This window comes from Lactococcus sp. S64 (assembly GCF_016516525.1).
GTDB lineage: Bacteria > Bacillota > Bacilli > Lactobacillales > Streptococcaceae > Lactococcus > Lactococcus lactis.
In genome coordinates this window covers 92,836-106,868 of the sequence record NZ_JACVUQ010000003.1, presented here as the reverse complement: position 1 = coordinate 106,868, position 14,033 = coordinate 92,836, and the positions used below count along the sequence as shown (strand labels likewise).

The following is a 14,033-nucleotide window of genomic DNA, read 5'->3' as shown; positions in this document are numbered from 1 at the left end:
GAAAATGGTAATGGAAAATTCAGAAAAAATATTTCTACTGACAAATGAGGGTGTTGATTATTTTATTGATACTGAAACCTACCGATTATTTACCGATTCAGAACAAAAAACAATTAATGTTCCTCAGTTGGTGGGTGTATCTGGGACGATAGCCACTGTTTTGGGAATAATTTTTAAAGGAAATATTCTTATGATTAACCCTGAAAATAAATTTATAGTTGTACTATTAATGTGGCTTATCATCATTATTTCCTCCATTTTTCTGCCAATTTATCAAATTAAAAGAAACAAAAGGATAATCTCTAGTGGTAGACTAATTGTCAAAAAGATTGATAAATCATATGATGCTTATCTGTTCAATAGGATTTATAGGGCATCAATATTTTACGTAGTTGCTTGGATTGCGCCTCTGGTAATGGTAGTTATGTCAATTTATTTTATTGATTATACTAATGTCATGTTTTTAGTTGCCCTTGTCGTAATGATGATTTTAAGTTCAATTTCAACAACATTCATCATAACAATTCCTAAGCGTTACAAACTACTTAGGAAGATGAAAAAAGAAGGAATCTTTTGACTCTGGACATTGATATCTATGGAGAAATAAAAATGAAAGAAGAACATAGAAATAAAATTATTGTTGATATTGGTGGAAATTCGGATGAGCGATATGGCTATAATTATAAAAATAAAGAACTATTTATAAAGAGTAATAAAAAAATGACGGGTATGGGTATGCTCCCTGTTCTAGTATTATCAGGAGCATTTCCAGCATCTGCGATGAATTTTGCAGAGCAGCATTCTATCACTATTTCTCCTGTAAGATGGATGATTTTGACAACAGTTGTCTGTGTACTCTTATCTTTTGTCCTAGCGAGAATTTTATTATATCTTTCGGAAAACTTTTTTAATTACAGAAACTTTGAAAAATTAGAAGATAGTAAAAAGGTAGAAAAACTTTATCAAATGCAGGACAGTAAAACAGGGGAAATCATTCTGATAGTTTTTGCTGTGATTTGTGGAAGTGTGGGGATAACGTTAGCCGGTCTTTACATCGACTCAGGAGATATAGAACTTTGGTTAATCTATATTACTGATTTAATTCTTGTGAATTTACTTGTGTATATCTACTGGATTTACATCAGGAGGGCAAGAAAATTTAGAACTTTAGCTCTCATGGAATTAAAAAAAGAACAGGAAATTGAAAAATGAAAGAAGAGATTGACGAAAATAAAGAAAAAGAAGTGATTCAAAAAGCATATAAATATAATATCTTTCTTGGAATCTGGATTATCGCTGTATTCATCATTTTTTTGCTACAAATAACAAAAATTATTACAGACCAATATTTAACTTTAGGTTTTGGTTTAATTATTTTAATTTATGCGATTGCGCTTCATACCCAAAATCATAAATTAAAAATAAAAAGTATTGCTTCGATTTTAGTATATGGTCTTAATATCTTGAGTGTTATTGGTGTTGTTTTGATTATTTTTGCAAATCAGGCGCATAATCTTTTGGAGTTAACGGTGGGGGTCTTATTGGGATTGGTGACGCTTATCTTACAATTTTTAGCTGCTATTTTTGCACTATTGTCAGCGAGAAAATTGCGAAAACTCTATCCTGATATTCTTGATAATAGAAGAAAGAATACAAATTAGTATCTTATTTTTTACAAGTAAATATTTGATAAATGCTATTGAATCAAAATAGCAGACTGTGTTATAATGAAAGGAATAAAAAGATAGGAAGATTCATGACTTACGCAGACAAGATTTTTAAACAAAATATCCAAAATATCCTTGATAACGGTGTTTTTTCAGAAAATGCACGTCCCAAGTATAAGGATGGTCAAACCGCAAATAGTAAGTATGTAACAGGCTCTTTCGTTACTTATGATTTGCAAAAAGGTGAGTTTCCAATTACCACTTTGCGTCCAATTCCAATTAAATCGGCAATTAAAGAATTGATGTGGATTTATCAAGATCAAACAAGTGAACTTGCTATTCTTGAAGAAAAATATGGAGTCAAATACTGGGGCGAATGGGGAATTGGCGACGGTACGATTGGACAACGCTATGGGGCAACAGTCAAAAAATATAATATTATTGGAAAATTATTGGATGGTTTAGCAAAAAATCCTTGGAATCGCCGTAATATCATTAATCTTTGGCAATATGAAGATTTTGAGGAAACTGAAGGACTTTTGCCTTGTGCTTTCCAAACAATGTTTGATGTTCGCCGTGAACAAGATGGTCAGATTTACTTGGATGCGACTCTTATTCAACGTTCAAATGATATGCTTGTTGCGCATCATATCAATGCCATGCAATATGTTGCTTTACAAATGATGATTGCAAAACATTTTTCTTGGAAAGTTGGAAAATTTTTCTATTTCGTAAATAATTTGCATATTTATGATAATCAGTTTGAACAGGCAAATGAGTTAGTTAAGCGAACAGCTTCTGACAAGGAGCCCCGTTTGGTGCTTAATGTTCCTGACGGAACAAACTTTTTCGATATTAAACCAGAAGATTTTGAGCTTGTGGACTATGAACCGGTAAAACCTCAATTAAAATTTGATTTGGCAATTTAGATTAACCAAAAAGTTACTGAAAGAACACTGTCAGTAACTTTTTTATTGATAAAAATTTAAATATTGTTCGTTGACGAACAAAAAAGATTGTGTTATAATAATTCGTATGCGAACTAAAAAAGAAGCAATTGGACGACTTTTAAAAGTTGCCAGCAATCAAATGTCACGAGAGTTTGATAATTTTGCAGCTCAGCTTGATTTGACGGGTCAGCAAATGTCAATATTAGATTTTCTTGGAAACCAGAGTGAAGAAGACTCAGGAAAAGAAATCAGTCAGACGATGATTGAATTAGAATTTAATATCCGACGTTCTACAACAACGGAAATTTTGCAACGTATGGAAAAACGGCAGTTGATTAAGAGAAAAGCGAGCCCAACAGATGCTCGTCAAAAATCAGTTGAATTAACTGAAGAAGGTAAACAATATCTACCTGAAATTAGAACATATATCCAAGGTCATAATCAAAAAGCTTTGGCGGGTTTGTCAGCAGAGGAGATTGCTGCAGTTGAAAAATTTCTTAATAATTTTAGCATGCAGAAAGGAAAAGAATGAACACAGAATTAGAAACAAATACAGCCAATCATAAAATTAGCGCGAAAACGCGCTTTTCAATTGTCGCCGTGGCCCTTGTGGCTTTTATGGGGATATTAGCAGAAACAAGTTTGAATGTCACGTTTCCAACGCTTGAAAAGACCTTCGGACTTCCACTGAGTACGGTTCAGTGGGTAACGACCGCTTATTTATTAGTTGTTGCGATTGTTATGCCAACGAGTTCATATATTAGTCAACGCTTTCAAAATAGGACTTTATTTTTTTCAGGACTAATCTTTTTTACCCTTGGAGATTTACTGAGTTTAATTTCTCCGAATTTTACTATTTTAATGGCGGGACGCTTAATTCAAGGAATCGGGACTGGTATTGCCATTCCATTGATGTTTAATCTTGTCTTAACTAAAATTCCGCGTGAGAGAGTAGGACTTTGGATGGGATTTGCTGGGATGATTTTGAGTATTGCCCCAGCACTTGGACCAACTTATGGTGGACTTTTAACAGGGACTTTAGGTTGGCGAATGATTTTTGCAATTATTTTGATTATCCCAATCTGTCTCTTTCCTTTAGGAGCTTGGGCTATTGAGAAAAGTGAAAAAAAACGTCCAGGCAAATTTGATTTTATTGCTTTTATATTTTTGTCATTAGCAATGACCAGCGCTCTTTTAGCTTTAGATTCACTTTCAAGTGCTCATTTTTCATGGATCTGGTTAGTGGTCTTTATCTTGGGGTTGATTGCTTTTATTTGGCGTTCAAAAACAAGTACATTGAATTTTATTGATATCAATGTTTTTAAGAGCCCAACTTTTACTTTGTCTGTCCTAGTTTATTGTATTTTACAATTTGTCAATTTGGGAATTAACTTTATCATTCCTAATTTCTTACAAGTTTCGTTAGGAGCTACAAGTACATTAGCAGGTTTTGCTTTATTGCCTGGTTCATTAATTGGTTCAGCAGCACAAGGTCCAATTGGTGCGCTCTATGACCGCAAAGGGGCCAAGGGGATTTTATATAGTGGAAATACTGTATTCTTTATCGCTCTTGTTTTATTAACGATTTTTACTAAGAACCTGACTTTACTGGGTGTGATGGGACTTTATGTTGTATTCACAATCGGTCGTTCTTCAAGTTTTGCAACAACCATGACCAATAGTTTAGCTCAACTTCCTCATGATAAAGCTGCCTCTGGTAATGCTTGGTTTACTACAACTTCTCAATTTGCAGCGTCAGCAGGAACGGCTACAGCTAGTCTTATTGCAACAAAATCAAGTAATTTAACAACAGGAACTCAACATGTATTTATGTTTTTCCTTTGTCTTGCTTTGCTTAATTTTGTCTTCTATACTTTGATTTTGAACAAGAAGATAAAATAAATCTGATTAAAAAAGTTTCGTAATGATACGAAGCTTTTTTTATAATTTAATATAGTATGCTTAAAAAGCATAATTATTGATATAAAAAGCATTTCACGGCAGGTAAAAAATATTTTATAATAAAATCATCGAAAAGATAAAGCAATGTGAAGCTTTTGAGTTGACTTGAAGTGAACTTCAAGGAATATAATGAAAACAGAAGTTAAAAATGAATGGAGAAAAAATGTCAAACAATATTGAAAACAATGTCGTCTTAATCACAGGAGCCTCAAGCGGTATTGGCCAAGCAACTGCTGAATTACTTGCTAAAAAAGGAGCCAAAATTGTACTAGCAGCAAGGCGTGAAAATCGTTTGCAGGAGCTGGCTGATAAAATTAAAAAGGCTGGTGGACAAGCAATCTATCAAGTGACAGATGTAACTAATCCAGAAGATAGTAAAAAGTTGGTACAATATGCGAAAGAAAATTTTGGCAAAATTGATGCTATTTTCTTGAATGCAGGAATCATGCCAAGTTCCCCTTTATCAGCTCTTCATGTTGAAGAATGGGAAAATATGGTTGATATTAATTTAAAAGGTGTACTTAATGGGCTCGCTGCTGTACTGCCTGAATTTACAGCTCAAAAATCAGGACATGTTATCACAACGAGTTCAGTTGCTGGCCTAAAAGCATATCCCAATGGTGGTGTTTATGGGGCAACAAAATGGGCGGTTCGTGAATTAATGGAGGTACTCCGAATGGAATCTGCTCAAGAAGGAACTCATATTCGGACAGCTACTATTTATCCGGCTGCTATAAATACTGAGTTACTGAATACAATCACTGACAAAGAAGCAGCAGAAGGAATGACAGCTCTTTATGAACAATATGGGATTAGTCCAGAGGCAATTGCTCGCATTGTTGCTTTTGCTCTTGAACAACCTGAAGACGTTAACGTCAGCGAGTTTACTGTTGGACCTACAACACAACCTTGGTAAGAAAAGGAGAAATAATGAAAATTGATGTCAAAAAGTTTTCTAAGATACAAGATATTTATATTAGCCCAGACCCGCAAGAACATCGTCCTGCTTGGATTTGGTTTGCTTATATTGATGATGATTTAGCGGTAGCAGCAGGTCGCGGAACGGCATCAAGTTGGTGGAATTCGGCAATGATTTCACGTAAGGGTCAAATTCACATTGACGGGAAAGTCTATCAAGTGGAATTTGAACCTGTAACAGATAAAGAAAATATTGATAAATTTATTGATTCTTATCGACAACGTTCAGGTTATAGCTGGGATCCTGCTTGGGAGAAAAATTTTAGACCGACAGTGATGCGCCTAAAATTTTTGAAGGAACTTGGAAAAAGCACAAGATAAAATAATTAAAAAATTTGGAGGTTAAAATGGAAAAACAAACCGCAGGACATGAACAACTTGGAGAATTTGCCCCAAAATTTGCTGAATTAAATGACAATACTCTTTTTGGAGAAGTCTGGAGTCGTGAAAAAGAACTTTCAGCACATGAACGTAGTGTCATTACGATTACTGCTTTGATTGCTGGTGGAAATTTTGAACAATTAAATTTTCATATGGCAAAAGGAAAAGAAAATGGAATAAGTCAGGAAGAAATTTCAGAAATAATTACTCATCTGAGTTTTTATGTGGGGTGGCCAAAGGCTTGGTCGGCTTTTAATATTGCAAAAAAAATTTGGGAATAAGAGGGGAAAGATATGACAATTACGGTCAACATTTTGTACCAAGGTGAGGGGGAGAAGGCCCATCTCTTTGCTGACGAAATGGTCAGTTCTGGTCTTGTCTATAAAATACGTCAACAAAGTGGAAATTTACGTTATGAATATTTTGTTCCTTTGGATAATCAACAAGCAATTCTATTGATTGATGAATGGGAAAACCAAGAAGCAATTGACATTCATCATAAAAGTCCGATGATGGCAAAAATTGCTGAATTGAGAGAAAAATATCAACTGCGCCTAAAGGTAACGCGTTATCAACAGATTGATTAGAAAAGAGAGAACGAAATGAATAAAAAAGAATTAGAGAATGCACTTATTTTTCCTCAAGGTGAAAAAAATCCTTATGGCGCTTATTTTACTGGCCAATCTTATTTAGAAGGAATGATTGCGGATAAGGACTTGCCCTTTGGTGTGGGAAATGTGACTTTTGAGCCGGGCTGTCGTAATCATTGGCATATTCATAAAGATGGTTATCAAGTTTTATTGGTTACAGCCGGTGAGGGATGGTATCAAGAAGAGGGTAAGGAGGCCCAACTTTTACATGCGGGCGATACAATTGTTACTCATGCAGGAGTTAAACATTGGCATGGAGCGACAAAAGATAGCTGGTTCAGTCATGTGGCCATTACCGCAGGAGAAGCAGTTTGGTTAGAAGAAGTTTCTGATGAACAATATGAAAACTTATAAAATAAAAGAGTATTTCCGAACATTCAGCAAAACCGAACAATAAATTGAAAAAGTTCTAGTTTTATCCGCTAGAGCTTTTTTTATTTGGCTCATTAGAATAGAATAAGAAGCATAAAGAATTCCTTAAATGGATGGAGGATATTGTGGAAAAAGAAAAGTTGCTCTATGAAGGAAAAGCTAAGAAACTGTATTTTACTGATGATTCAGAGGTGCTCTGGGTGGAATATTGTGACCAAGCGACTGCATTAAATGGTGCTCGTAAAGAACAGATTACGGGAAAAGGTGCTCTAAATAATCAAATTACTTCATTAATTTTTGAAAAATTAAATGCTGAAGGTTTAGAAACGCATTTCATAGAAAAGTTATCAAAAACCGAACAATTGAATAGGAAAGTTTCAATAATTCCTTTAGAAGTTGTTTTAAGAAATGTTGTTGCTGGTTCTTTTGCCAAACGATTTGGTCTTGAAGAAGGAATTGTTTTACAAGAACCAATTGTTGAGTTTTACTATAAGGATGATGCTTTAGATGACCCATTTATTAATGATGAACATGTTAGATTCCTGAACATTGCAACTTATTCAGAGATTGAATTTTTAAAGAGTGAAACGCGTAAAATCAACGAGATTCTTAAAAAAATCTGGGCTGAAATCGGCTTAACTTTGGTTGATTTCAAACTTGAATTTGGCCGTCTTGCTGACGGAAGAATTATTCTTGCTGATGAAATTTCACCTGATACTTCACGTCTCTGGGATGCGAATGGTCAGCATATGGATAAAGATGTTTTCAGACGTAATATTGGCGATTTAGTTGAAACTTATACTGAAGTTTTGAATTTGTTAGAAAATGCGAAATAAATGAGTTCTAGTTTTTAGGACAGTTCCTCACATCTTATATTAACTGAGTTCGGGCCGCTAAAAGTTCTGAAAATAGATAGCTACGCTATCCGTTATTGCTACGCGACTAAAGTCGCAAGGCGAATGATGCAGAACCACATTTTCCTAATTTTCGTCACTTTTGAACGAGCGTCCCTCACATCTTATATAGAAAGAATTTTAAAATGACTAAAGTACGTGTTTACGTGGCTTACAAAGCCTCAATTCTTGACCCTCAAGCCCAAGCGATTAAAGCGGCAACTCATAAAATGGGTTATCAAGAAGTTACAGAATTAAATGTTGGAAAATTTTTCGATTTTGAATTTGATGCAGAAGCTGAGATTGCTCGCGCAAAAGCAATTGAAATTGCCAATGAATTGTTGGCAAATCCAAATATGGAAACTTATAAAGTTGAAATTTTGAATGAACAAAGCGAAGGAGCTAATTAATGAAATTTGCAGTCATTCAATTTCCAGGGTCAAATTGTGATTTTGATTTACTTTGGGCAATTCGTGATGTTATGGGAGCTGAGGCAGAATTTGTCTGGCATGATGAGAAGTCGCTTGCAGGTTTTGACGGAGTGTTGATTCCAGGGGGCTTTTCTTATGGTGATTATTTACGCTGTGGTGCGATTGCGTCATTTGCCAATATTATGCCGGAAATCAAACGTTTGGCTAAAGAAGGAAAACCGGTTTTTGGCACTTGCAATGGATTTCAAATTTTGGTTGAATCTGGGCTTTTACCGGGTGTATTGATTCGCAATGAGGGTTTGAAATTTGTTTCCAAATGGCAAGCTCTTAAAGTTGAAAATAATCAAAGTAATTTTACGACTGAATATGCCAAGGACGCTTTGATTAATTTACCAATTGCTCACGGTGAGGGTCAATATGTTGTTGACGAAGCTCAGCTTGCTGAACTTAAAGCAAATGGGCAAATTATTTTCACTTATGCTGACGAAAATCCTAATGGGTCAGTTGAAAATATTGCTGGAATTGTCAATAAAGAAGGAAATGTGCTTGGGATGATGCCTCACCCTGAGCGGGCCATGGAAGAACTGCTTGGTGGCGCTGATGGAGTAGATTTGTTTGCTTCTGTCTTGAAAAACTTTGTTGGAAAATAAAAAAATTACTGACAGAATTTAGATTTTAAAAAACGAATCTGTCAGTAAATTTGTAATTTGAAATAATTGAATTCAGAGCGCTGAAAGCTTTTAAAGTAGAGAATATACAAGTTGCATTTCTGTTGGAACGTATATTCTTTAGACTACTAATGCAGTAAATTGGGCTGTAGTTTTCTACGTTTTTAAGCAAGCGTTTCTCATATCTTATAGGAGAATAACATGACTTTGGAGATGTCACCAGAACAGATTCAAGAAAGCAAAATTTACCGTGAGTGGGGACTGACGGATGAAGAATATTTGAAAATCAAGGATGAGATTCTTGATGGCCGTTTGCCAAACTTTACGGAAACTGGGATGTATGCCGTGATGTGGTCAGAACATTGCTGCTACAAAAATTCAAAACCTGTCTTAAAAAAATTTCCGACGACTGGGCCACAAGTCTTGATGGGGCCTGGTGAAGGGGCTGGGGTTGTGGATATTGGTGATAATTTGGCGGTTGTTTTCAAAGCTGAATCTCATAATCATCCATCTTACGTTGAACCTTATGAAGGTGCAGCAACTGGTTCTGGTGGTATTATTCGTGATATTTTTTCAATGGGAGCTCGTCCAATTGCAATTTTGGATAGTTTACGTTTTGGGCCAATTGACAATGGTAAAACACGTCATATTGTGGACCAAGTGACAGCCGGGATTGCGGGATATGGAAACTGTATTGGAATTCCGACGGTTGGTGGCGAAGTAGCCTTTGATGAATCTTACGCTGGAAACCCTTTGGTGAATGTCATGTGTGTGGGTTTGATTGAACATAAACACATACAAAAAGGACAAGCTAAAGGTGTAGGGAATTCTATTTTTTATGTCGGAGCGAAAACAGGACGTGACGGCATTCATGGGGCGTCTTTTGCTTCTAAAGAATTTGGTTCTGGTTCAGAAACACAACGTTCAGCGGTTCAAGTCGGTGATCCATTTATGGAAAAATTATTGCTTGAAGCTTGTATTGAAGTCATTCAAAATCATGGCGATATTTTAGTTGGAATTCAAGATATGGGAGCAGCTGGATTGGTTTCATCTACATCAGAAATGGCTTCAAAAGCTGGGTCAGGCCTGCGTCTTAACTTGGATAATGTGCCTCAGCGTGAAACAGAAATGATTCCTTATGAGATGATGTTGTCTGAGTCACAAGAGCGTATGGTGCTTTGTGTCAAAAAAGGACATGAACAAGAAATTATTGATTTATTTAAAAAATACGACCTTGATGCTGTGAATATTGGGCAAGTGACTGATGATGGTTTTTATACGCTTTATCATAAAGGGCAAATGGTTGCTCATGTTCCAGTTGATTCATTGGCGGAAGATGCCCCGACTTATTATCGTGAGGCAAAAGTTCCTGAGCGAATTCAAAAATTTACTGACAGCGAAAAATATCTTCCAGAAATTACAGACAGCGCGGTCAGTGAAATTTTCAAAAAACTTTTGGCTCAACCGACAATTGCTAGCAAGAAATCAATTTATGAAACTTATGATTCGCGCGTGATGACCAACACTGTTGTTGCACCAGGCTCAGATAGCGCAGTTTTACGAGTGCGTGGAACTAACAAAGCACTTGCGATGACAACAGACTGTAACGCTCGCTACCTCTATCTTGATCCAGAAAAAGGAGGAGCAATCGCAGTTGCTGAAGCGGCTCGTAATATCGTGGCCTCTGGTGGAAAACCGCTTGCGATTACTGACTGTTTGAACTTTGGAAATCCGGAAAAACCAGAACAATTTTGGGAATTAACAACGGCGGCTGACGGAATTTCACGTTCTTGTTTGGCTCTTGATACACCGGTTATTTCAGGAAATGTTAGTCTTTACAATGAAACAAACGGTTCAGCTATTTTACCTACGCCGATGATTGGAATGGTTGGTTTGATTGAGAATGTAAAAAATATTACGACTCAAGAATTTAAAAAAGCGGGTGATTTGATTGTTTTGGTTGGTCAAACCTTTGATGATTTTTCAGGTTCTGAACTTCAAAAAATGCTGACAGGAGAAATTTCTGGCAGAATTGATTTTGATTTAGAAACTGAAAAAATCAATCAAGATTTTGTTTTAAAAGCAATTACTGACGGATTGGTCAGCTCAGCACATGATTTGGCAGAAGGAGGGTTAGCGGTTGCCTTGGCTGAATCTGCTTTTGCAAATGGCTTAGGCGTTGATGTGAAAGTTGATTTAACCAATGCCCAATTATTCTCAGAAACGCAAGGTCGCTTTGTACTCTCAATTTCACCAGAAAATCAAGCTGCTTTTGAAAAATTACTGACAGAAAGTTCGGTCAGTGGCGAAGTAATCGGAAAAGTTACTGACAGCGGAATTTTGGAAATGAATGAACTTTCTATTTCTACTGACGAAGCTGTCAGCATTTATGAAGGTGCGTTGCCAGCTCTGATGAAATAAAAGTTGATATAGATGTCTTTTTTTACTTAAAATTAATAAAAATCATTTACTTTACACTAAAGAAACAAAGAAGTATAATTTTGTTATATTTAATCGAAAGAGGGTTTCAAAATGCAAAAAGATGAAGTATGGCTTGTTACTGGAAGTTCAACGGGTTTTGGTAGAGCTTTGGTTGAAGAATTAATTGCTCAAGACTATAAAGTAGTTGCTACTGCTCGGCAATTATCAACTTTGTCAGAGCTTCCTGACAAAGAAAATATTTTAAAAATAAGTCTTGATGTGACGAAAGGAGATTCTATTCAAAAAGCTGTTGCTGAAACAATCGCTAAGTTTGGACGAATTGATGTTCTGGTTAACAATGCAGGATTTGGCTATTTTGGTGTCATGGAAGAATCTGATCAATCAGCAGTGCGTAAGATGATGGACACAAACTTCTGGGGAGCGAATGATATGACCTTAGCGGTTCTACCCTATATGCGTAAACAAAAATCGGGGCGTATTCTAAATACGGTATCCCGTGGTGGACTGACAACAACTGAAAACCTTTCTTATTATCATGCTACAAAATTTGCTATGGAGGGACTTTTTCAAACGCTCCGAAAAGAAGTTGAACCTTTAGGGATTTTTGTGACAAATATTGAACCTGGTTCTTTTCGGACAGATTGGGCAGGGCGTTCCAAAGAGAGTGCTCCAGATAAGTTTTCAGATTATGAAAAGGCGCATAAACTGCTTGAACATCTAAATTCATATTCTGGCACTCAGGTAGGGAATCCAGCATCGGCAGCCAAAGCATTTATCAAAGTTTCCAAACTTGAAAATCCACCAATGCACTATCTTATGGGCAAAGATGCTTACCAACTTTCTAAACAAGTTTTTGAAGAAGCTCTTGCCGAATTTGAAAAATATAAAGAAGATGCCAAGCATCTTGATTTTGGAGAAGAAGATTATTGGAAATGATTTTTCCGAACAATTAACTTGAAAAAATTAAAAAAGTCCTATTAGGACTTTTTATTTCCAAACAATATAGATAGAATTAAAATATAATAAAAGAATCGATAGAGGGAAAAAATTATGTTTGGCAAAGAACAGACGCTTGATTTAAGAGTGCTGGGGAAGAATTCGTCCAATGAAAATAGTTGGTGGCAACAACATCCAGATGACGAACGATCTCATTTAAATGAAGAATGTGGACTTTTCGGTGTTTGGGGACATCCTGATGCCGCTCGCCTGACCTATTTTGGACTTCATGCTCTCCAACATCGTGGGCAAGAAGGGGCAGGGATTTTGGTCAATAATAATGGCAAACTCAATCGTCATCGTGGTCTGGGTCTGGTCACAGAAGTTTTCCGTGATGAAAAAGATTTGGAAGAGCTGACAGGCTCAGTAACCATCGGTCACGTCCGTTATGCCACGGCTGGTTCAGCAAATATCAATAATATTCAGCCTTTCCAGTTTGAATTTCATGATGGAGCACTTGGGCTTGCCCACAATGGAAATTTAACCAACGCCCAATCATTGCGCTGTGAACTTGAAAAATCTGGGGCAATCTTCTCCAGTAATTCAGACACAGAAATCCTCATGCACTTGATTCGTCGTAGTCATCATCCAGAATTTATGGGCAGAGTCAAAGAAGCGCTCAATACGGTCAAAGGTGGCTTTGCCTATCTCATTATGACTGAAAATTCAATTGTCGCAGCCCTTGACCCTAATGGATTTCGACCACTCTCAATCGGTAAAATGAGCAACGGTGCACTTGTTGTAGCCTCAGAAACTTGTGCTTTTGATGTCGTTGGCGCCACTTGGATTCAAGATGTTCAACCCGGTGAAATTATTGAAATTAATGATGACGGCATTCATGTGGACCAATTTACTGACAGCACCAACATGACCATTTGTTCAATGGAATACATCTATTTTGCCCGTCCTGACAGTAATATCGCTGGAGTTAATGTTCATACTGCCAGAAAACGTTCAGGAAAAATTTTAGCCCAGGAAGCCCAAATTGATGCTGATATTGTCATCGGTGTTCCTAATTCATCACTCAGTGCTGCTTCAGGCTACGCTGAAGAATCTGGCTTGCCTTACGAAATGGGCCTGATTAAAAATCAGTATGTGGCAAGAACTTTCATTCAACCGACTCAAGAACTTCGTGAACAAGGCGTTCGCATGAAATTGAGTGCTGTTCGAGGTGTTGTAGAAGGAAAACGCGTCATTATGGTTGATGATAGTATTGTGCGTGGGACAACCAGCCGTCGCATTGTCAAACTCCTCAAAGACGCAGGCGCCGCTGAAGTTCATGTGGCAATCGCCAGTCCCGCTCTCAAATATCCATGTTTTTATGGCATTGATATTCAAGATCGTGACGAACTCATCGCAGCTACACACACGACTGATGAAATCAGAGAAGCTATCGGAGCAGATAGTCTGACCTATCTCAGCCAGACAGGACTTGTCGAGGCGATTGGTCATGATAAACTTTGCTTGTCATATTTTGATGGCGAATATCCAACGCCGCTTTATGATTATGAAGCTGACTATTTGGAATCGTTAGCGAAAAATAGCGTGAAATGAAAAACTAGAGGACTCACTCTAGTTTTTTTAGCTAAATTCTAAAGCGATTATTTTAAATTACTCCTTTTAATATGTTAGGATAAGAAATA

17 protein-coding genes are annotated in these 14,033 nt (G+C 36.6%); all 17 read left to right on the top strand.

The annotated features are described in order from the left end of the window. Positions 1 to 10 precede the first annotated feature (10 nt). Positions 11 to 577: a hypothetical protein gene (locus tag IAE51_RS04485; protein ID WP_226319274.1), complete on the top strand. Its 567-nt coding sequence runs from the start codon at positions 11 to 13 to the stop codon at positions 575 to 577. A gap of 32 nt (positions 578 to 609) precedes the next feature. Further along, positions 610 to 1,212, top strand: a complete 603-nt coding sequence (locus tag IAE51_RS04480) for a hypothetical protein (RefSeq protein ID WP_129880933.1) — start codon at positions 610 to 612, stop codon at positions 1,210 to 1,212. Then, positions 1,209 to 1,661, top strand: coding sequence for a hypothetical protein (locus IAE51_RS04475; protein ID WP_129880932.1), 453 nt, complete (start codon positions 1,209 to 1,211; stop codon positions 1,659 to 1,661). Before IAE51_RS04480 ends, IAE51_RS04475 begins: the two co-directional genes overlap by 4 nt. Positions 1,662 to 1,756: 95 nt before the next feature. Beyond that, on the top strand, positions 1,757 to 2,596 hold the full coding sequence (locus tag IAE51_RS04470; RefSeq protein WP_003130015.1) for a thymidylate synthase: 840 nt from the start codon (positions 1,757 to 1,759) through the stop codon (positions 2,594 to 2,596). A gap of 106 nt (positions 2,597 to 2,702) precedes the next feature. Then, positions 2,703 to 3,149 carry a MarR family winged helix-turn-helix transcriptional regulator gene (locus IAE51_RS04465; protein ID WP_003130017.1) on the top strand — a complete coding sequence of 149 codons (447 nt, stop codon included), beginning with the start codon at positions 2,703 to 2,705 and terminating at the stop codon, positions 3,147 to 3,149. After that, positions 3,146 to 4,519, top strand: a complete 1,374-nt coding sequence (locus IAE51_RS04460; RefSeq protein ID WP_017864738.1) for an MFS transporter — start codon at positions 3,146 to 3,148, stop codon at positions 4,517 to 4,519. Before IAE51_RS04465 ends, IAE51_RS04460 begins: the two co-directional genes overlap by 4 nt. Positions 4,520 to 4,742: 223 nt before the next feature. Beyond that, complete coding sequence (locus IAE51_RS04455; RefSeq protein ID WP_129880930.1) at positions 4,743 to 5,495, top strand: SDR family oxidoreductase; 753 nt, start codon at positions 4,743 to 4,745, stop codon at positions 5,493 to 5,495. Between the two features lie 14 nt (positions 5,496 to 5,509). Next, entirely contained in the window at positions 5,510 to 5,878 is a 369-nt protein-coding gene (locus IAE51_RS04450; protein WP_017864737.1) for a DUF2255 family protein, read from the top strand. Between the two features lie 26 nt (positions 5,879 to 5,904). After that, a complete protein-coding gene (locus IAE51_RS04445) occupies positions 5,905 to 6,219 on the top strand; it encodes a carboxymuconolactone decarboxylase family protein (RefSeq protein WP_033901035.1) in 315 nt (104 codons plus the stop codon). Between the two features lie 12 nt (positions 6,220 to 6,231). Then, complete coding sequence (locus IAE51_RS04440; RefSeq protein ID WP_033901033.1) at positions 6,232 to 6,525, top strand: antibiotic biosynthesis monooxygenase family protein; 294 nt, start codon at positions 6,232 to 6,234, stop codon at positions 6,523 to 6,525. A gap of 15 nt (positions 6,526 to 6,540) precedes the next feature. Further along, positions 6,541 to 6,942, top strand: coding sequence for a cupin domain-containing protein (locus IAE51_RS04435; protein WP_010906023.1), 402 nt, complete (start codon positions 6,541 to 6,543; stop codon positions 6,940 to 6,942). Between the two features lie 143 nt (positions 6,943 to 7,085). Next, a complete protein-coding gene (purC, locus tag IAE51_RS04430) occupies positions 7,086 to 7,796 on the top strand; it encodes a phosphoribosylaminoimidazolesuccinocarboxamide synthase (RefSeq protein WP_010906022.1) in 711 nt (236 codons plus the stop codon). Between the two features lie 203 nt (positions 7,797 to 7,999). Next, positions 8,000 to 8,263 carry a phosphoribosylformylglycinamidine synthase subunit PurS gene (purS, locus tag IAE51_RS04425; protein WP_010906021.1) on the top strand — a complete coding sequence of 88 codons (264 nt, stop codon included), beginning with the start codon at positions 8,000 to 8,002 and terminating at the stop codon, positions 8,261 to 8,263. Further along, positions 8,263 to 8,934, top strand: a complete 672-nt coding sequence (purQ, locus tag IAE51_RS04420) for a phosphoribosylformylglycinamidine synthase subunit PurQ (protein ID WP_058204711.1) — start codon at positions 8,263 to 8,265, stop codon at positions 8,932 to 8,934. Before purS ends, purQ begins: the two co-directional genes overlap by 1 nt. A gap of 219 nt (positions 8,935 to 9,153) precedes the next feature. After that, positions 9,154 to 11,373, top strand: a complete 2,220-nt coding sequence (gene purL / locus IAE51_RS04415) for a phosphoribosylformylglycinamidine synthase subunit PurL (protein ID WP_200094844.1) — start codon at positions 9,154 to 9,156, stop codon at positions 11,371 to 11,373. Positions 11,374 to 11,484: 111 nt separating this feature from the next. Beyond that, positions 11,485 to 12,330, top strand: a complete 846-nt coding sequence (locus IAE51_RS04410) for an oxidoreductase (protein ID WP_017864732.1) — start codon at positions 11,485 to 11,487, stop codon at positions 12,328 to 12,330. Positions 12,331 to 12,444: 114 nt separating this feature from the next. After that, entirely contained in the window at positions 12,445 to 13,944 is a 1,500-nt protein-coding gene (gene purF / locus IAE51_RS04405; protein ID WP_129880928.1) for an amidophosphoribosyltransferase, read from the top strand. Positions 13,945 to 14,033 lie beyond the last annotated feature (89 nt).